The sequence below is a fragment of the Streptomyces sp. NPDC048636 genome, assembly GCF_040650655.1.
In the GTDB taxonomy this organism is placed as follows: domain Bacteria; phylum Actinomycetota; class Actinomycetes; order Streptomycetales; family Streptomycetaceae; genus Streptomyces.
In genome coordinates this window covers 16,645-34,925 of the sequence record NZ_JBEZHR010000013.1, presented here as the reverse complement: position 1 = coordinate 34,925, position 18,281 = coordinate 16,645, and the positions used below count along the sequence as shown (strand labels likewise).

Annotated in this window: 14 protein-coding genes; 9 read left to right on the top strand and 5 right to left on the bottom strand. The window is 71.4% G+C overall.

Annotation, left to right across the window (positions count from 1 at the left end):
* Window positions 1-2: 2 nt before the first annotated feature.
* Complete coding sequence (locus tag AB0C66_RS28270; protein ID WP_362444503.1) at window positions 3-1,481, top strand: branched-chain amino acid ABC transporter substrate-binding protein; 1,479 nt, start codon at window positions 3-5, stop codon at window positions 1,479-1,481.
* Window positions 1,482-1,511: 30 nt separating this feature from the next.
* On the opposite strand, the gene AB0C66_RS28265 is transcribed toward AB0C66_RS28270, so the two are convergent.
* The 5 genes from AB0C66_RS28265 to AB0C66_RS28245 all read right to left on the bottom strand — a co-directional run bounded on the left by AB0C66_RS28265 (window position 1,512) and on the right by AB0C66_RS28245 (window position 8,763).
* Window positions 1,512-3,461 (bottom strand): ATP-binding SpoIIE family protein phosphatase, encoded by a 1,950-nt coding sequence (locus tag AB0C66_RS28265; RefSeq protein ID WP_362444500.1) that lies wholly within the window; start codon window positions 3,459-3,461, stop codon window positions 1,512-1,514.
* 60 nt (window positions 3,462-3,521) lie between these two features.
* A complete protein-coding gene (locus AB0C66_RS28260; protein ID WP_362444497.1) occupies window positions 3,522-4,202 on the bottom strand; it encodes a class I SAM-dependent methyltransferase in 681 nt (226 codons plus the stop codon).
* 119 nt (window positions 4,203-4,321) lie between these two features.
* Window positions 4,322-6,211: a molecular chaperone DnaK gene (gene dnaK, locus AB0C66_RS28255; protein WP_362444494.1), complete on the bottom strand. Its 1,890-nt coding sequence runs from the start codon at window positions 6,209-6,211 to the stop codon at window positions 4,322-4,324.
* 173 nt (window positions 6,212-6,384) lie between these two features.
* Entirely contained in the window at window positions 6,385-7,788 is a 1,404-nt protein-coding gene (gene sthA / locus AB0C66_RS28250) for a Si-specific NAD(P)(+) transhydrogenase (RefSeq protein ID WP_362444491.1), read from the bottom strand.
* Between the two features lie 228 nt (window positions 7,789-8,016).
* Complete coding sequence (locus AB0C66_RS28245; protein WP_362444488.1) at window positions 8,017-8,763, bottom strand: YoaK family protein; 747 nt, start codon at window positions 8,761-8,763, stop codon at window positions 8,017-8,019.
* A gap of 477 nt (window positions 8,764-9,240) precedes the next feature.
* Between AB0C66_RS28245 and AB0C66_RS28240 the strand changes: the two genes are divergently transcribed.
* From AB0C66_RS28240 to AB0C66_RS28205, 8 genes are all read left to right on the top strand, one after another.
* Complete coding sequence (locus AB0C66_RS28240) at window positions 9,241-10,272, top strand: hypothetical protein (RefSeq protein ID WP_362444485.1); 1,032 nt, start codon at window positions 9,241-9,243, stop codon at window positions 10,270-10,272.
* A 51-nt stretch (window positions 10,273-10,323) separates the two neighbouring features.
* A complete protein-coding gene (locus AB0C66_RS28235; RefSeq protein ID WP_362444482.1) occupies window positions 10,324-11,595 on the top strand; it encodes an FAD-dependent oxidoreductase in 1,272 nt (423 codons plus the stop codon).
* An 82-nt stretch (window positions 11,596-11,677) separates the two neighbouring features.
* A complete protein-coding gene (locus AB0C66_RS28230; RefSeq protein ID WP_362444479.1) occupies window positions 11,678-13,078 on the top strand; it encodes an MFS transporter in 1,401 nt (466 codons plus the stop codon).
* Window positions 13,079-13,112: 34 nt separating this feature from the next.
* Window positions 13,113-13,976 (top strand): FAD binding domain-containing protein, encoded by an 864-nt coding sequence (locus AB0C66_RS28225; RefSeq protein ID WP_362444476.1) that lies wholly within the window; start codon window positions 13,113-13,115, stop codon window positions 13,974-13,976.
* Window positions 13,977-14,044: 68 nt separating this feature from the next.
* On the top strand, window positions 14,045-16,387 hold the full coding sequence (locus AB0C66_RS28220) for a xanthine dehydrogenase family protein molybdopterin-binding subunit (protein WP_362444905.1): 2,343 nt from the start codon (window positions 14,045-14,047) through the stop codon (window positions 16,385-16,387).
* The gene (locus AB0C66_RS28215) at window positions 16,384-16,881 is read left to right on the top strand and encodes a (2Fe-2S)-binding protein (RefSeq protein WP_362444473.1); all 498 of its coding nucleotides are present in this window, start codon (window positions 16,384-16,386) and stop codon (window positions 16,879-16,881) included. Before AB0C66_RS28220 ends, AB0C66_RS28215 begins: the two co-directional genes overlap by 4 nt.
* The gene (locus AB0C66_RS28210) at window positions 16,882-17,595 is read left to right on the top strand and encodes an SRPBCC family protein (protein ID WP_362444470.1); all 714 of its coding nucleotides are present in this window, start codon (window positions 16,882-16,884) and stop codon (window positions 17,593-17,595) included. It begins immediately after the preceding gene.
* A complete protein-coding gene (locus AB0C66_RS28205; protein ID WP_362444467.1) occupies window positions 17,592-18,266 on the top strand; it encodes an isochorismatase family protein in 675 nt (224 codons plus the stop codon). Before AB0C66_RS28210 ends, AB0C66_RS28205 begins: the two co-directional genes overlap by 4 nt.
* The last annotated feature ends 15 nt before the right edge of the window (window positions 18,267-18,281 follow it).

Below are 18,281 nucleotides of genomic sequence, written 5' to 3'. Positions count from 1 at the left end.
CGGTGCCCAGACTCGAGTGGCCGCTGCATATCGTGCGCCGTGTGGTGGCGGGGGTGGTGATCGCCGCCGTCCTGGCGGTGGCGGTGCCGCTGACCGTGCACTGGATCCAGGAGAAGCGGTCGCGCTGCGGCGCGGGCGTGGTGAAGCTGGGTGACGGGGGCGAGTGCGTCGGCGTCACCGACGGCTCGTACACCTTCGCGGGTCATCTCGGTGCGGTGGAGAAGAAGATCAAGGCGGAGAACGACCGGGTCACGGCGCACGCCGGGGAGGATCCGTACGTCAGCGTCGCCTATATGACGTCCTTCACCCTGACCGACGACGACAGCAACTCCGAGGAGTCGGTCCGGCACGAGCTGGAGGGCGCCTATCTCGCGCAGTACCGGCACAACCGCGGCGATCTGTCCTCCACTCCCAAGATCAGGCTGCTGATCGCCAACATGGGCAGCAGCGCGGCCCATTGGGAGCACACCGTCGACGAGCTGATCGACCGCACCGGCGGGCACGACAAGCTGGTGGCGGTGACCGGCCTCGGGCCGAGTACCGACCGGACGCTGGAGGCGCTGCGGCGCCTCTCCGACCACGGTCTGGCCCTGGTGGCGAGCACCATGACGGCCACCAACATCAAGGGCATCAAGGGCTTTGTGCGGGTCTCGCCGACCAATGTGGACGAGGCGCAGGCCGCTTCGGCCTATCTGAAGCAGCAGAAGATCACCACCGCGGTGGTGGTGCAGGACGACGCGGAGAGCAATTACTACGCCAAGACGCTGGGCGACGCCTTCACCGATGTCTTCCAGGACACCAAGGGGCACCGGCTGGTGGCGGACCGGATGACCTACGACTCCTCGGTGCGCAGCGCCTGGCAGAACGAGCTGCGCTATATGCCGGGCCAGCTGTGCGATCAGAAGCCGCAGGTGGTGTATTTCGCGGGCCGCGGCCGCCATCTGACCCGCTTCCTGGACTCGCTGGCCAACCGCCCGTGCCAGGGGCGGAAGTTCACCGTCATCGCGGGCGACGACACCTCCAACCTCACCGCCCGCCAGCTGGCGCACGCGGCCGAGAGCGGGGTGCGGGTGCTGTACACGGGGCTGGCCCATCCGGATATGTGGCGGCAGGATCCGCTCCATGTGTCGGGTCCGTCGGCCCGCCACTTCCAGACCGGTGGCTCGCTGGACCGCTGGTTCCCGGGCGACACCCGCTACGACGGGCAGGCCATCATGTCGCATGACGCGGTGCTCACCGCCGCCCATGGGATCCAGATGGCGGCGGGCTGGCAGGGCGAGGTGACCGGGGACGCGGTGGCCCGGATGTTCCACCAGATGGACGGCCGTCAGCAGGTGGCGGGGGCGAGCGGTTTCATCTCCTTCCACAACGACGGCGATCCGCGGAACAAGGCGGTGCCGATCCTGCATCTGAACCGGACCGGGCGGGCGGAGCTGCTGGAGGTGTCGGCGCCGCGCGGTGAGCCGCCCCGTAAGCAGTGACGCCCGTGGCTCCGCGGGCGCGCCGGGGGCTCAGTCGTCCGGGATCTCCATCCGGCGGCCCTTGGGCAGTTGCTGTTCGAACCAGACCACCTTGCCCGTGCTCAGCCGGGTGGCCCCCCAGCGCTGGGCGAGCTGGTTGACCAGGAACAGCCCGCGGCCGCCCTCGTCGCCGGGCCGGGCGTGCAGCATCCGGGGTACGAAGGGCGAGTCGTCGCCGACCTCGCAGCGGAGCACATCGGTGCGCAGCAGCCGCAGCGACAGCGGACGGCTGGCGTAGCGCACGGCGTTGGTCACCACCTCGCTGACCATGAGTTCGGTGGGTTCCAGCAGGGATTCCAGCCGCCAGCGCTGGAGCGTTCTGCGGGTCAGCCGCCGGGCCCGGCCGGGCGTCTGCGGCTCGGGCTCCAGGAACCAGTACGCCACGTTGTACGAGGGGATGCCGTGGAAGCGGGCGGCGAGCAGGGCGATGTCGTCGTCGCGTTCGCTGCTGGGGCCGACACCGCCGACCACCGCGTCGCACAGCAGCTCCAGCGGTGGCGGGGTGAGGACGAGGGCGGTGGCGTGCAGCCGGTCGCGCAGCAGCTCCACCCCGGTCCACACATCGGTGTCACGGGACTCGACAAGGCCGTCGGTGTAGAGCAGCAGGGTGGATCCGGTGGGCGCGTACATCTCCACGGTCTCGAAGCCGACACCGCCCACCCCGATGGGCGCGCCGGGCGGCACCCGCAGCACCTCTCCACGGCCCTCGGGGTGCAGCAGCACCGGTGGCGGATGGCCCGCGTTGGCCACCTGGAGCCGGTGGGCGATGGGGTCGTAGATGGCGTAGAGACAGGTGGCCATGTGCTGGCTGCCCAGCCGCTGGGCCTGCTCGTCGAGGTGGTGCAGCACCTCGTCGGGGGTGAGATCGAGTCCGGCGAGGGTCTGCACGGTGGTGCGCAGCTGGCCCATGATCGCGGCCGAGGTCATGGAGTGGCCCATCACATCGCCGATGACCAGCGCCACGCGGTTCCCGGGGAGCGGGATCGCGTCGTACCAGTCGCCGCCGATCCGGGCCGTCTTCGAGGAGGGCAGATAGCGGCTGGCCAGCCGTACGCCCATGGGCTCGGGCAGCGAGGACGGGAGCATGGTGCGCTGGAGGGCGTCCGCGACGGATGCCTCGCGTCCGTAGAGCACCGCCTTGTTCATGCCCAGGGCGGTGTGGGTGGCGAGCTGGGAGGCGACGAGCAGATCGTCCCCGGTGAAGGCCGCGCGGTCGGCGTAGCGCACCAGGACGGCGGCGCCCAGTACATGGCGGCGGCCGCGCAGCGGGGCGATGATCAGCCGCTGGCCGGGCGGTACGGTGCCGGGGCCGCCCGCGTCCGGGCCCAGCAGATCGGCCGCGGCGGCGGCCACCCCGGGGGTGTCGCAGAAGGCGGGCCGTCCGCCGTTCAGCAGGTCGGCGAGGCCGCCGCTGATCGTCCGGCGGGTGGCGTCGGGGGGTGCCGGCCCGGTGGGGGGCAGTCCGATGGCGGCCGTGATCACGCCGGGGGTGCCGCAGGGCGCGGGGTCGTCCGGGTCGCTGACGCCCGTCGGTCCGGTGGTGTGCGGGCGCAGTACGAGGGGGCCGGGTGACTCATCGTCCCCGGCGGGCAGCGGATCGCGCAGATGGATCACGGCCGCGTCGGCGAAGGCGGGGACGGCGGCCCGGCACAGCTCGCGCAGCGTCTCGTCGAGGTCCATCCCGCGGGCGATCTGCCGGGTCGCGGTGTCGAGGTAGCGCAGCCGGTCGGTCTGCGGCTCCGGCCCGTACGTCGCCTCGTCCCGGGGCTGCTCCACGGTGGCCTCGGGCGGCGGGTCGCCGCGGCCGCGCTGGGGCGGTGGCTGCGGTGGCTGGCCGCCCGGCCCAGCGGGGGGCTGCTGGCCGCGGCCCCGGAGCGCGGCCTTCCCCTGGGCCCGGCCGGTGGGGTTGTCCGGGCCTTCGTCAGGAGGCGGGTGCGCCATCACACGAGTCGTTCCGTCCGGTGGGGGGCACGACGGGCCGCGGTGGGCGGCCGGGCGGCCTCAGCCGCCACGTCTACAGTGAAGGAAGAGCTGTTCCTCGGGGGGCACGTCCGAGGTCGCCGGGGCATAGCTGTAGGAGGTCTCGCCGAGGATCTCGAAACCGGCGGTCTCGGTGACCCTCCGCAGATCCTCCCGCAGATAGCCGGAGACCCGGATGGTGTGGTGGAGGAACGGGATCGCGTAGTCGTCCACATCGGCCTCCACCATCGACAGGGCGAACAGCCCGCCGGGGACCAGCAGGCGTCGGATGGTGCCCAGGGCGTAGGGGATCTCGGCCCGTGGCAGCATCAGCAGGGAGAAGAAGGCGGTGACCGCGTCGAACCGCCCGAGGTCATGAGGGCCGCCGGGGCGCAGTTCCGCGACGTCCAGCCGGTGGAAGACCGCGCCGGGGACATACCCCCTGGCCAGCCGCACCATTCCGGCGGACAGATCCACACCGACGACGCGCAGCCCCGCGTCCGTCAGCTGGCGTGCGGTGGGCAGCCCGGTGCCGCAGCCCAGATCCAGCACCCGGGATCCGGCCGGGAGCCTGCCGATCAGCCACTCACCGGCGGCGAGCTGCCCGTCCTTGTGCGGGAACGCCTCGTCGTAGCGGGCGCCAATGGCATCGAATGCCTCGGCCTGACCCGTACGGTCGAGCCGTATGTCCTCGTAGCCGGTCTCGCTGGTCCCGTTGCTCACGCGTACATCCTTGAGGTACTCGGTACCCAATATTTTCATATTGCTCCCGTTTTGCGCTACGACCGGTTCGCGGGGCGGGACGCGGACCGGATCGTGCGGGCACGGGCCGTGCGCGCACGTCAGCCCTCACCGCCCTTCGGCTTCTCCTCGTCGACGATCTCGGCGTCGACGACCTCCTCGTCATCCGTACCGGCCCGGCCCCCGCCGTCACCGGAGCCCTCCGCACCGGACGCCCCTCCCCCGCCGTCGGACGGCGGCTGCGCCTGCGCGTAGATCGCGGAACCGATCTTCTGGCCGGCCGCCGCGGTGCGCTCGGTGGCCTCCCGGATCGCGGTGATGTCCTCGCCCTTCAGCTTCTCCTTCAGATCCGCGACCGCCGTACCGGCCTCGTCCCGGAGCTCCTGCGGGACCTTGTCCGCCTGGTCACGGAGCAGCTTCTCGGTCTGGTAGACGAGCTGCTCGGCCTGGTTGCGGGTCTCGGCGGCCTCGCGGCGCTTATGGTCCTCCTCCGCGTACTGCTCGGCCTCGCGCATCATGCGGTCGATGTCGTCCTTCGGCAGCGCGGAGCCGCCGGTCACGGTCATCCGCTGCTCCTTGCCGGTGCCCAGGTCCTTCGCGGAGACATGCATGATCCCGTTGGCGTCGATATCGAAGGCCACCTCGATCTGCGGGACCCCGCGCGGAGCCGGCGGCAGACCGGTCAGCTCGAACATCCCGAGCTTCTTGTTGTACGCGGCGATCTCGCGCTCCCCCTGGAAGACCTGGATCTGCACCGACGGCTGGTTGTCCTCGGCCGTGGTGAACACCTCGGAGCGCTTGGTCGGGATCGTGGTGTTCCGCTCGATCAGCTTGGTCATGATGCCGCCCTTGGTCTCGATACCGAGGGACAGCGGGGTGACGTCCAGCAGCAGGACGTCCTTGACCTCACCCTTGAGCACACCGGCCTGGAGGGACGCGCCGATGGCCACGACCTCGTCCGGGTTCACCCCCTTGTTGGCCTCCTTGCCGCCGGTCAGCTCCTTGACCAGGCCGGTCACGGCGGGCATCCGGGTCGAGCCGCCGACCAGGATCACATGGTCGATACCGGAGGTCTTGATCCCGGCGTCCTGGACCGCCTGGTGGAAGGGGGCCTTGCAGCACTCCAGCAGGTCCTCGGTGAGCTGCTCGAACTGGGAGCGGGTGAGCTTCTCGTCCAGGTGCAGCGGGCCCTCGTCCGAGGCGGTGATGTAGGGCAGGTTGACCGCGGTCTCACTGGCCGCGGACAGCTCGATCTTCGCCTTCTCGGCGGCCTCCCGGAGCCGCTGGACCGCCATCTTGTCCTTGGCCAGGTCCACCCCGTACCCGCTCTTGAACTGCTTGATCAGATGGTCGACGATCCGCTGGTCCCAGTCGTCGCCGCCGAGCTGGGTGTCGCCGTTGGTGGCCTTGACCTCCACCACCCCGTCGCCGATCTCCAGCAGCGAGACGTCGAAGGTGCCGCCGCCGAGGTCGAAGACCAGGATGGTCTGGTCGTTCTCCTTGTCCAGCCCGTACGCCAGGGCCGCGGCCGTGGGCTCATTGATGATCCGCAGCACCTTCAGCCCGGCGATCTCGCCCGCCTCCTTGGTGGCGGTGCGCTGGGTGTCGTTGAAGTACGCCGGGACGGTGATGACGGCGTCCGTGACCTCGTCACCGAGGTACGCCTCGGCGTCGCGCTTGAGCTTCTGGAGCACCCGGGCGGAGATCTCCTGGGCGGTGTAGCGCTTGCCGTCGATGTCACCGGTGGCCGGGAACCGCCACCGGGCATCCCCCATGTGGCGCTTGACCGAACGCGCGGTGCGCTCCACGTTGGTCACCGCCTGGCGCTTGGCGACCTCGCCCACCAGCACCTCGCCGTTCTTGGCGAACGCCACCACCGAGGGGGTGGTACGGGCTCCTTCGGTATTGGTGATGACGGTCGGCTCACCGCCCTCCAGGACGGACACCACCGAGTTCGTCGTTCCCAGGTCGATACCGACTGCGCGGGTCATCTCGGCCCTCCTCCCGATCTGCCTCCAAGTATCCCAAAAGGGGCGCGTCCGGCCCGACCGGACTGATCCGTCTGCCAGAGCCGGACCGGGCCGATCGGGCCTGATCCATGAGGCCGTACCGCCCGGCGGGGGCCGCCCACGGCCGGGCGGAACACACCCACCCGGCGGCCCGGTCACTCCCGCAGGTGGTCGATCTCTCGCATCCGGTTGGTCGCGTCCAGGGCGGCGACCTTGTAGGACTCGGCGAACGTCGGGTAGTTGAACACCGCGTCCACCAGATAGTCGACGGTGCCGCCGCACCCCATCACGGCCTGGCCGATATGGATCAGCTCGGTGGCGCCCGTACCGAAGCAGTGCACACCGAGCAGCCGCCGGTCCTCCGGGGACACCAGCAGTTTCAGCATGCCGCTGGAGTCACCGACGATCTGCCCCCGGGCCAGCTCGCGATAGCGCGACACCCCGACCTCGAACGGCACCCGCGCCTCCGTCAGCCGGTCCTCGGTCCGTCCGATGAAGCTGATCTCCGGGATGGTGTAGATCCCGATGGGCTGGAGGTCATGGATGGGGTTCACCGGCTCGTCGCACGCGTGGTACGCCGCGCTCCTGCCCTGCTCCATGGAGGTGGCCGCGAGGGCCGGGAAGCCGATGACGTCCCCGACGGCGTAGATATGCGGTACGGCCGTGCGGTAGTGCTCGTCCACCGCGATCCGGCCCCGGCGGTCGGCCGCCAGACCGGCCCGCTCCAGAGCGAGCCCGTCGGTGAGGCCCTGGCGGCCCGCGGAGTACATCACCGCCTCGGTGGGGATCTTCTTCCCGCTCTCCAGCACGGTCAGCGCACCGCGCGGATGCCGCTCGACGGCGGCCACCGTCTCACCGAAGCGGAAGGTGACGGCGAGATCCCGCAGCCGGTACTTGAGGGCTTCGACCACTTCGACATCGCAGAAGTCGAGCATGCCGTCACGCTGCTCGACGACGGTGACCTTGCTGCCGAGGGCGGCGAACATCGAGGCGTACTCGATACCGATCACCCCGGCCCCCACGATCACCATCGAGCGCGGTACCCGCTCCATGTTGAGGACGCAGTCCGAGTCCATGATGGTCCGCTCGTCGAACTCCACGCTCGACGGACGGGCCGGACGGGTGCCGGTGGCGATGACGATATGACGCCCCGTCAACAGCTGTTCCCTGCCCTCGGAATCGGTCACGGCCACGGTGTGCTCGTCCACGAACCGTCCGGTGCCCGAGAAGAGGGCCACGCGGTTGCGGGTGAGCTGGCTGCGGACGACCTCCACCTCGCGGCCGACCACGTGGCGGGTACGGGCGGTCAGATCCGCGACGGTGATCTCTTCCTTGAGCCGGTAGCTCTGACCGTACAGATCCCGCTGGGTCAGACCGGTGAGATAGAGCACCGCCTCGCGCAGCGTCTTGGACGGCACGGTCCCGGTATGCAGGGACACCCCGCCCACCATGTCCGGACGGTCGACGACGGCCACCCGGCGACCGAGCTTGGCTGCTGCGATGGCAGCCTTCTGGCCGCCGGGGCCGGACCCGATCACAAGCATGTCAAAGTCGGTCACGGAAGGAGTCTGACACCGGGAGCACCGGCCCGGAAGAGCAGTCGTCACCCAACCTCGCGAGGCCCGCGCGCCACCAGCCCGCTGACCGCCCCCGCCCCGAACCCCCCTCGCCCACCCGGCCCTTGAGCGCCGGCAGAACACCGGGGCGGAGGGGGATGTCACGCGGCCCGCCCGCGCCGAGCCGTCCGCGCCCCGCCGAGGGGACCCGCCGAGGGGACCCGCGGCGGGTCAGGGTGGGTGCGGCCAGAGACGGCCTTCGGCGTCCCTGGCCAGCGAGGTGAGGGAGGCCAGCAGGACCAGGGCGACCAGCACGGTCGGCAGGGCGGGTGCCGCCCGCGCCGCGTAGGCCACCAGCAGGCCGCCGCAGGCCGCGCCGAGGACCAGGGCGGCCAGCAGGGACAGGTCCGCCCAGCGCACCCGGCGGCTGTGGGCCGCCTCGACCAGCAGACCGGTCAGGACGCCGGTCAGGTACGTGGTGGAGAACCCGGGCGGGCAGACCGCGCGCACCAGCCCGCTCTGGCCGCCCATGGCCAGCGCGGCCACCGCGAGCAGCCCCAGCTGACGGCCGCCCGAGGGATGGCCCCCGGCGGTGTCCCACACCACCCACAGCACACCGAGTGCCAGCAGCTCCACGGCCAGGGCCCAGCGGGCCCGCCGGGCCGTCCGGCGGCCTCGGACGATACGGCCGCTCACCACGGCGCCGACGACATAGCCGCACAGCGCCACCGCGGCGTCCCGGGCGAGCCGCGGATCATGGGAGCCGGTCGACAGGCCGAGCAGCGAGAGGTTGGCGGTCATGACGCTGGTGAAGACTCCGCCCAGCGCCAGGAAGCTGATCGCGTCCATCGCGCCGGTGGCCACCGTCAGCGCCAGGGCGGCGGTCATCCCGCCCGCCCGGTGGGCCCGGCCCCGGCGCCGTCCGCCCGCCCGTCCGCCCGGGGCGGGGGCCGGTACCCCCTCGGTCACATCTGCCATCGGCACTCCTCCGGCCGCCAGGCGGGTGCCCCCGTCACCGGACGGGAAACGCGGACGGGAACCCGGGCGGGGAACAGCGCCGGGAACGCCGGACAGCAGCGGAATACGTGCCTCCGCGGATCCCTGGGACGACCTCGACAAACGCCCCGAAGCTGATGGCGGCTCAGGAAATAACGGCATCGAGTCCGGGTGCAACCCCTTGCCAAACCGAGATCGTACGTGTTCGGATTATCTCCATCGGGCACTTAAGCCCCTGCGAAACCGCTGCTCAGACCCGGTATCACGGGTCGAGACCGGTCTGTCCGGTCGATGTATCGGTGTGTTGATATATCGACTTGCTGCCTCTGTCCATCCTCGTCGTTTCCCGGAATCCGGAATCCTCCCCTCGCGCCGCTGCGGCCCCTGCCTCCCGCCACCGACCGGGACGGCCGCGCCCGGCGCTGTCTGGTACCACCGATCAGTCCTTGGAGGGACCCCGTGTTCGATCTTTCCTCCGTCGACCTCCTCGACGCCTTCACCCGTGAGCTGGAGCTGTGCAAGCTCCGCGAAGGGGAGCATGTGGTCGTCCTCGCGGAGCCCGCGAGCCGCGGCGACTACGTCGCGGCCGCCTTCGGCGCCGCGAAGGCGTGCGGTGCCCATGTCATCGCCGCCACGGTCCCCGGCGGCAGCCCCGCCCCGATGCCCAGCACCCACACCGGCGCCGGGCCCGGGCTGACCTCCGTGCTCACCGACACCACCGCGCAGGACCTGCTGAAGTCGGCCGACCTGGTGGTCGACCTCACCCAGGAGGGCTTTATCCACGCCCCCGTCCAGCAGGAGATCCTCCGCGCCGGTACCCGCATCATCTTCGTCTGCGACGCCCCCGACGTGCTCATCCGCAATCTGCCCCGCCCCGGCGACAAGGACGAGGTCCTCGAGGGCGTCGGACTGCTGAAGCGGTCGGAGATCATGCGGGTCACCTCCGCCGCGGGCACCGATCTGACCGTCCGGCTCAGTGGCGCCAAGCCCGAGTTCCAGTGCGGTTTCGCCGACGACCCGGGCCGCTGGGACCACTGGCCCAGCACCATGGTGCTCTGCTGGCCGGAGATCTCCGACGGACAGCTCGTACTGGCCCCGGGCGACATCCTGCTGCCGTTCAAGGAGTACGTCCGGGACCCGGTCACCCTCCAGGTCGAGGGCGGACATATCGCCAAGGTGTCCGGCGGTGCCGAGGCCGATCTGCTCGCCACCTTCTTCGACGACGCACAGGACCAGTGGGCGCGCAGCCTGTCGCATATGGGCTGGGGCCTGATGCGCACCGCCGACTGGTTCGCCACCGCCATGTACGGCAAGGGCGATCTGATGGGCATGGACGCCCGGGCCTTCGCGGGCAACTTCCTGTGGTCCACCGGTCCGCATCCGGTCCTGGGCCGCGAGTCCTACGCCCATCTGGACATCGCCATGCGCGGCTGCACGGTCTCCGTCGACGGCACCGATGTGGTGGTCGACGGGGTCCTCCAGGACCGCTGACCCGCGACACCCACCCGTCACACCGGACCGCATTCGGAAGCTGGAGGAGAAGTGGCGTCCACTCAGTCGTACGAAGTCACCATCGTGGGTGGCGGGCTCGGCGGGCTGACCGCGGCGCTCGCGCTGCGCCAGCGCGGGCTGCGGGTCACGGTGCTGGAGCAGGCGCCCGAGCTCGGCGAGGTCGGCGCGGGTATCCAGACCGCGCCCAACGCCAGCCGGGTGCTGCTCGGCCTCGGGCTGCGGCGCCAGTTGGAGGCCATCCACACCGAACCCCTGGACCAGGTGCGGCGGCGCTGGAAGGACGGCAGTGTCATCGGGCTGACGTCGCTGGGCGAGCGCTGCACCAGCACCTTCAACGCCCCGTACTGGCACTACCACCGGGCCGATCTGCACCGGGTCATCATGGACGCCTGTGTGGACCCCGCGGGCCCCGGGCCGGTGGTGGCGCTGCACACGGACAGCAAGGTGTCCGGTCTCGACACCTCCGACCCGCGGCGGCCGGTGGCCATCACCGCGGACGGACGGCGGTTCGCCTCGGATGTGCTGGTCGGCGCGGACGGGGTGCGGTCCCGGGTGCGCGATCTGATGGGCGCGCCGGACACCCTGGTGTTCTCCGGCGAGATGGCCTTCCGCACGCTGATCCCGGGTGAGCTGATCGCCGCCGATCCGGCGACCCGCTGGCTGGTGGACCGGTTCCAGAGCACCATCTGGTACGGCCCGGACCGGCATCTGGTGCACTACATGATCCGCGGTGGCGAGTACCTGAATGTCGTCGCGTGTGTGCCGTGCACCGAGGACGTGGCCCGGCGCTGGACCGCGGTGTCCTCCACCCGGGAGCTGGTGGACGCCTTCCCCGGCTGGGACGACCGGGTCCCGGCGATGCTGTCCAAGGCCAAGGACGACGTCACCTGCTTCGCCCTGTACCACCGCCGTCGCGACCCGGTGTGGACCGACGGCCGGGTGGCCCTGCTCGGCGACGCCTGCCACGCCATGCTCCCCTACCAGGCCCAGGGCGCCTCGCAGGCGATGGAGGACGCCGCCGTACTGGCCGAGGAACTGGGCGCGGCCACCGCCGACGGCGCCACCGCCGCGCTGCGCCGCTACGCCGACCGGCGGGCCAAGCACGCCGGGATGGTGCAGGAGGCGTCGCTGCGCAACAAGACCCTCTACCACCTCCCCGACGGGCCGGAACAGCGGGCCCGGGACGCGAAGCTGCGCCGCGGCTTCGACGGGGAGTCCGATCTCTCCTATGACTGGCTGTGGAGCGGCACCCCGCTCAACGACCCCGATCTGGGGGCCTTCTCCTACCAGTTCGCCCGCTGACCCGGCCCATCGCGGCCCGCGTCCGGATCACGTCCGCCACGGTGCGGCACGTGTTCAACACGAACGACACCATGGAGCGCACGTGAAGACGGGAAGTCAGATCGTCCAGGATCTCCCATGGAAGTGGGGAGTCCAGGGGAAGATCTTCATCATCGGTGGCCTCGGCTACCTGTTCGACGCCTATGACATCGCCCTCAACGGCTTTCTGATGCCGCTGCTGGGCAAGGAGTTCGGACTCTCGCTCTCCGAGCGCGGGCTGGTGGCCACCGCCAACCTCATCGGTATGGCCGTGGGCGCCATCCTCTGGGGCGGGATCGCGGACCGGATCGGCCGCAAGCGGGCGTTCAGCGTCACTCTGCTGATCTTCGCGGTGTTCTCGGTGCTCGCCGCGTTCTCCCCCGCCTACTGGCTCTTCCTGGCGCTCCGCTTCCTCGCGGGGGTCGGCCTCGGCGGCTGTATCCCGGTGGACTACGCGCTGGTGGGCGAGTTCTCGCCGAAGAAGTACCGGGGCCGGGTGCTCACCGCGCTGGATGTCTGGTGGCCGGTCGGGGTGACGCTGTGCGGAGTGGTGTCCACCGCGATGCTGCCGCTGGACGGCAACTGGCGCTGGATGCTGGCCACCATGACGCTGCCCGCCCTGCTGCTGTTCTGGGTGCGGCGCGGTATCCCCGAATCGCCGGTCTACCTCGCCGAGAAGGGCCGGGAGGCCGAGGCCCGGGAGGTCATCGACCACCTGGTGGCCCGGACCGGGGCGCCCGTGGAGCCGTATGTGATCCCGGCGCCCGCGGTGCGCGACGACCGGGTCCGGGGTCTGGCGGCCGCCACCGAACAGCTGCGGGGCATCTGGCGGTTCAGCCCGCGGATCACCTCGGTGTCCTGGCTGATATTCGCCACCGTGATGCTGGTCTACTACGCGGCGCTGAGCTGGATGCCGACCATCCTCAAGGAGGAGGGTCAGGGCGACACCGCCGCCTTCTTCGGCACCACGCTGATGAGCGGGGTGGGCATCGTGGGCGTGCTGGTCTCGACCGTCCTGGTGGATGTCGTCGGACGCAAGTGGCTCATCGGTGTCACCGCGCCGCTCGCCACCCTCGCGCTGGTGGCCTTCGCGATGGTGATGAAGCTGCCGACGGCGCCCCTGGTCGCCATCGCGGTGTTCGGCTTCCTGATGCAGCTGACCATCCCGGCCATGTACGCGTATGTGTCCGAGCTGTATCCGACCCCGCTGCGGGCCAGTGGCTTCGGCTGGGCCTCCTCGGTCAGCCGGGTGCTCACCGGATTCGCCCCCATGCTCTTCGGCTCGCTGATGTGGCCCCTCCTCGGACTGCCCCTGACCTTCGGGGTGCTGGGGCTGGCCGTACTCGCCGCGATGGTGTGGATGGCCGTGGCCGCCCCCGAGACCCGGGGACGGGCGCTGGACGAGACCGGTGAGGTGCCCGCCGCCCCGGCCCCGCCCGCCCGTGAGCCGGCGGTCCGCGCCTGACCGGCGACGGACCCCACGACGCGACAGGAGAGAGATGAAGCCCGCCCCGTTCGTCTACCACCGGGCTCGTGACGCCGTCGGCGCCACCCGGCTGCTGAGCGAGCTCGGTGAGGAGTCGAAGGTCATCGCGGGCGGCCAGAGCCTGGTCGCGATGATGAACTTCCGGCTCGCCCGGCCCCGCCATCTGGTCGATGTGGGCGGGCTGAAGGAGCTCGACTATCTGCGCACCGGACCCGACGGGGCGCTGCGCATCGGGGCGCTCACCACGCACCACACCGTGGAGACCGCCTCCGACGAGCGGCTCGGCAGCGGGTTCGCGGTGCTGCGCACGGCGATGGAATGGGTCGGCCATCTGCCGATCCGCACCCGTGGCACCGTCGGCGGCAGCATCGCACACGCCGACGCCACCGCCGAGTGGTGTCTGCTGGCGGTGGCGCTGGACGCCCATATGGTGGCCCTCGGCCCGGGCGGTGAGCGCCGGATCCCGGCCGCCGACTTCTTCCAGGGCTACTACACCAACGCGCTCGACCCCGATGAGCTGCTGGTCGAGGTGGTCTTCCCGGCTCCGGCACGGTACGCGGCGCTGACCGAATTCGCCGAGCGGCGCGGGGACTTCGCGATCGTGTCCACCGTGGTGGCACTGGACCTGCGGGACGGTACGGTGCACGGCGGCCGGGTGGCGCTGGGCGGTGTCGCGCCCCTGCCGGTCCGGTCCCCGGAGGCCGAGGCGGTACTGGCCCGCGGCGGCCCGGCCGGTCCCGAGCTGTTCACCGCGTGTGCCGAGGCCGCCGCGGCGGCTGCCGATCCCCCCGGCGACGCGAACGGCGACGGCCCCTACCGCACGGCCCTCATCCGCGAACTGGTCCGGCGCGCCTGCGAGGAGGCGGTTTCCCGGTGAACGACACCCCCGACACATCCCCGCGGGCCAGCGGTCACGGCCGGGCCCCCGCACCCGGCCAGCCGTGGATCGGCGCCTCGGTCGGCCGCCGGGAGGATCCCCGGCTGCTCACCGGCCGCGGCCGGTTCACCGACGACATCCAGCTGCCGGGGATGCTGCACGCGCAGTTCGTCCGCGCCACCGTCGCCCACGCGACCGTCACCGCGGTCGATCTGTCGGCGGTGCGCGATGTCCCCGGTGTGGTGGCCGCGTTCACCGCCGAGGACCTGGAACTGGGCGATATCACCGCCCGGCTGGGGCGTCCGGCCGCCGAGTTCACCGCCACCGCCATGCCGGTGCTGGCCCGGGACCGGGTCCGCTTCGTCGGTGAACCGCTGGCCATCGTGGTGGCCCGGGACGCCTACGCCGCGGAGGACGGTCTGGAGGCGGCGAAGGTGTCCTACGAGCCCCGTCCGCCGGTGGTCTCCGCGGAACTGGCCCTCGCCGAGGGCGCACCCCTGGTCCATGACGAGGCCGCGCACAACACCCTGCTGGATGTGTCGATGTTCGCCACCGAGGGCATCGACACCCTCTTCGACGAGGCCCCGCACGTGGTGACCGTCCGCGCCCGCACCGGACGGCAGAACGCGCTGCCGCTGGAGACCCGGGGCGCCGTGGCGAGCTGGGACGCCCGGGAGGACCAGCTGCTGCTGCACACCTGCACCCAGGTGCCGCACCAGGTGCGCACGGTGGCGGCGCGCTGTCTGCGGCTCGACGAGCGCGCGGTGCGGGTGGTCGTCCCCGATATGGGCGGTGGCTTCGGCCTCAAGTGCGTGGTGGGGCGCGAGGAGATCGCGGTGGCGGCGGCCGCGCTGCGTCTGGACCGCCCGGTCAAGTGGATCGAGGACCGCAAGGACGCGCTGACCGCGTCGTTCCTCGCCCGCGAGCAGTACTACGACGCGCGGGCGGCCTTCGACGCGGACGGCCGGATCCTCGCGCTGGACGCCGACATCGTGTGCGACATGGGCGCGTACTCCTGCTATCCGTTCACCGCCGGGATCGAACCGCTGATGGCCTCGGCCGAGATGCCCGGGGTGTACAAGGTGCCCGCCTACCGGGTCCGCGGCCGGGCGGTGACCACCAACAAGGCGCCCACCGCACCGTACCGCGGGGTCAGCAGACCGCAGTACGTGATGGTCGTGGAGCGGCTCTTCGAGCGCGCCGCCCGGGAGCTGGGCCTGGACCCGGTGGAGATCCGGCGGCGCAATGTCATCACCGACTTCCCCTACACCGGCGTCAACCACATCACCTACGACCCCGGTTCCTACCGGGAGTCGCTGGATCTGTGCGAGCGGGTGGTCAAGGAGGAGGGCTGGTACACGGCCCGTGCGGAGGCGGCGGCCCAGGGGCGCCATCTCGGCATCGGCTACGCGTGTTTCAGCGAGCGCACCGGCTACGGCTCCGCCGCCTTCGCCCAGCGCAAGATGGAGGTCGTACCGGGCTTCGACATCTCCGAGGTCCGGATGGACACCAGCGGCGCGGTGGTGGTGACCACCGGGACGATGAGCCACGGACAGAGCCACGAGACCACGATGGCCCAGATCGTGGCCGATGAACTCGGCCTGGACATCGCCAAGGTGCGGATCCACCAGGGCGACACCGACCGCATCACCTACGGCTGGGGCACCTTCGCCTCCCGGTCCATCGCGGTGGGCGGCAGCGCGGTCCGGCTGGCCGCGGCCAAGCTGGGCGAGAAGCTGTGCCGGATCGCCGCGGCCCGCTGGGAGCTGTCCCCCGACGCGGTGGAGCTGGTGCCCGGCGGGATCCGCAGACGGGACGGGTCCGGGGAGCCGGTGGGGTTCGAGGAGCTGGCCGACATCGCCTATCTCAAGGCGCATCTGCTGCCCAAGGACGTGGAGCCGGGTCTTTCCGCCACCGCCACCTTCGATGTGTTCAACGACGGTACGTTCTCCAACGCCACCCACGCAGTGGTGGTGGAGCTGCATCCGGGCACCGGACGGGTGGAGATCCTGGCGTATGTGTGCGTCGAGGACTGCGGGGTGGCGATCAACCCCCAGGTGGTCGAGGGGCAGTGCCGCGGCGGTATCGCCCAGGGCATCGCGGGCGCGCTGTTCGAGCAGGTCACCTATGACGACCAGGGCGAGCCGTCGGCCACCAGCTTCATGGACTACAAGGTCCCCACCGCACACGAGATCCCGGATGTGCTGATCCGCCATCTCGAGACACCGTGCGCCTTCACCGAGACCGGGGCCAAGGGCGCGGGCGAGGGCGGCACCATCGGGGCGCCCGCGGCCGTGCTCAACGCGGTCAACGACGCGCTGCGGCCCACCGGAACCGAACTCGACACCACCCCCATCACCCCGGAGACCGTGCAGCGCGCCTTCGGCCGGACCGTGGAGCACCCCTCATGACCGACACCGCCCCGCGGGAGCGGCAGCTCATCACGCTCGACGTCAACGGCGAGCGCCATGAGCTGCTGGTCGAACCGCGCCGTACCCTCGTCGACGCCCTGCGCCACGACCTGCTGCTGACCGGCACCCATGTGGGATGTGAACACGGCATCTGCGGCGCCTGCACCGTCCTGGTCGACGGGCGTCCGGCCCGCGCCTGTCTGATGTTCGCCGCGCAGGCCGAGGGCGCCCGGATCCGCACGGTGGAATCCCTCGCCGACGACGGCGAACTCAGCGATCTGCAAAGGGCGTTCACCCAGCACCACGGACTCCAGTGCGGTTTCTGCACTCCCGGGTTCCTGATGCTCGCCGAGGGCTTCCTCGCCGAGCGCCCGGAGGCGACCAAGGAGGAGATCCGCGAGGTCGTGGCGTCCAACCTGTGCCGCTGTACCGGCTATCAGACCATCGTCGAGGCGATCGACGACTGCGCCGCCCGGCGCCGGAAGGAGACGTAGATGCACCTGTCCAACACGGTCCCGGTCCCGGCGCCGCCGGACGCGGTGTTCGCCCTCGTCAACGATGTGGAACGGGTCGCCTCCTGTATGCCGGGCGCCACCCTCGACGGCCGGGACGGCGACACCTGGCGCGGCCGGGTGAAGGTCAAGGTCGGCCCCATCACGGCCGCCTACGCGGGCACCGTCCGTTTCCTGGAGGTCGACACCGAGCGGCGGCGGCTGCGGGTACAGGCACGGGGCGCGGATGAGCACGGCAACGGCGACGCGGAGGCCGAAGTCACCCTGGAGGTGGCCGAGGCCCCCGAGGGAGCCCGGCTGGAGATCTCCACCGACCTCGTCATCCGCGGCAAGATCGCCCAGTTCGGCAAGGGCGCGATCGGCGCGGTCTCCGACCGGATCCTCCAGCGGTTCGCACAGAACCTGGGCGGGCTGCTGGACCAGGACCGGGCCGTCGGCGCACCGGCGTCCCCCGCGCCGGTGGCCACGGCCCCCACCGCCCCCGCCGCCCCCGCGCCCTCCTCCGCGCCCGTGTCCCGGCCGCCCACGAATGCGGCGGAGCCCGCACTCGACGGGCTGTCGCTGATCGCCGGTCCGGTGCTCACCAAGTACGGGCCGCTGGCCGCGGCGTTCGCCTTCGGGCTGTTCGAGGGCTGGCTGCTGGGACGGCTGACCACCCAGGAGAAGTATCTGCGGGCGACGGGGAGGACCCGGTGAACGCGAGCACCTATGGCGAGGGGACCGACCGCACCTACGAGCGGGCCGGGTTCGGCGCCCCGGTACGCCGGGGCGGCCGCCCCGCCGTCGTGGTCGTGGACCTCACCCGTGGTTTCACCGAGGACACCTTCGCCTCGGGCACCGATCTGACGGAGGTGGTGGCCGCGACGTCGGCGCTGATCGAGGCGGCCCGGCCGGCCGCCGTACCGGTGCTCTTCACCGCCATCGCCTACTCCCCGGCGGAGGCCGCCGGAGACGCCGTCACCTGGCTGCGCAAGGCGCCGGGGATGCGGGCGATGGCCGAGGGCAGTGACGCGGTGGCGCTCGACCCCCGGCTGCCGCGGCGGGAGGCGGATCCGCTGGTGGTCAAGAAGGGCGCCTCGGCGTTCTTCGGCACCTCGCTCGCCGCCATGCTGAGCGGTCTCGGCCGCGACACCGTCCTCGTGTGCGGGGCGACCACCAGCGGCTGTGTCCGGGCCACCGCCGTCGACGCCGTGCAGTCCGGCTTCGATGTGCTGGTGCCGCGCGAGTGTGTGGGCGACCGCGCGGCGGGTCCGCATGACGCCAGTCTCTTCGACATCCAGGCCAAGTACGGCGATGTCATCGATCTCGCGGAGGCCGTCGGCTATCTCGGCCGGCTGTCAGCCGCCCGTCCCGCCCCGGTCCTGTGACCGGCCGCCCCCAGG

What these genes read in the sequence shown, in the direction of transcription:
- AB0C66_RS28265 (WP_362444500.1), bottom strand. Translation starts at nt 3,461, where the DNA reads ATGGCGCACCCGCCTCCTGACGAAGGCCCGGACAACCCCACCGGCCGG.
- dnaK (WP_362444494.1), bottom strand. Translation starts at nt 6,211, where the DNA reads ATGACCCGCGCAGTCGGTATCGACCTGGGAACGACGAACTCGGTGGTG.
- AB0C66_RS28245 (WP_362444488.1), bottom strand. Translation starts at nt 8,763, where the DNA reads ATGGCAGATGTGACCGAGGGGGTACCGGCCCCCGCCCCGGGCGGACGG.
- AB0C66_RS28225 (WP_362444476.1), top strand. Translation starts at nt 13,113, where the DNA reads ATGAAGCCCGCCCCGTTCGTCTACCACCGGGCTCGTGACGCCGTCGGC.
- AB0C66_RS28215 (WP_362444473.1), top strand. Translation starts at nt 16,384, where the DNA reads ATGACCGACACCGCCCCGCGGGAGCGGCAGCTCATCACGCTCGACGTC.
- AB0C66_RS28210 (WP_362444470.1), top strand. Translation starts at nt 16,882, where the DNA reads ATGCACCTGTCCAACACGGTCCCGGTCCCGGCGCCGCCGGACGCGGTG.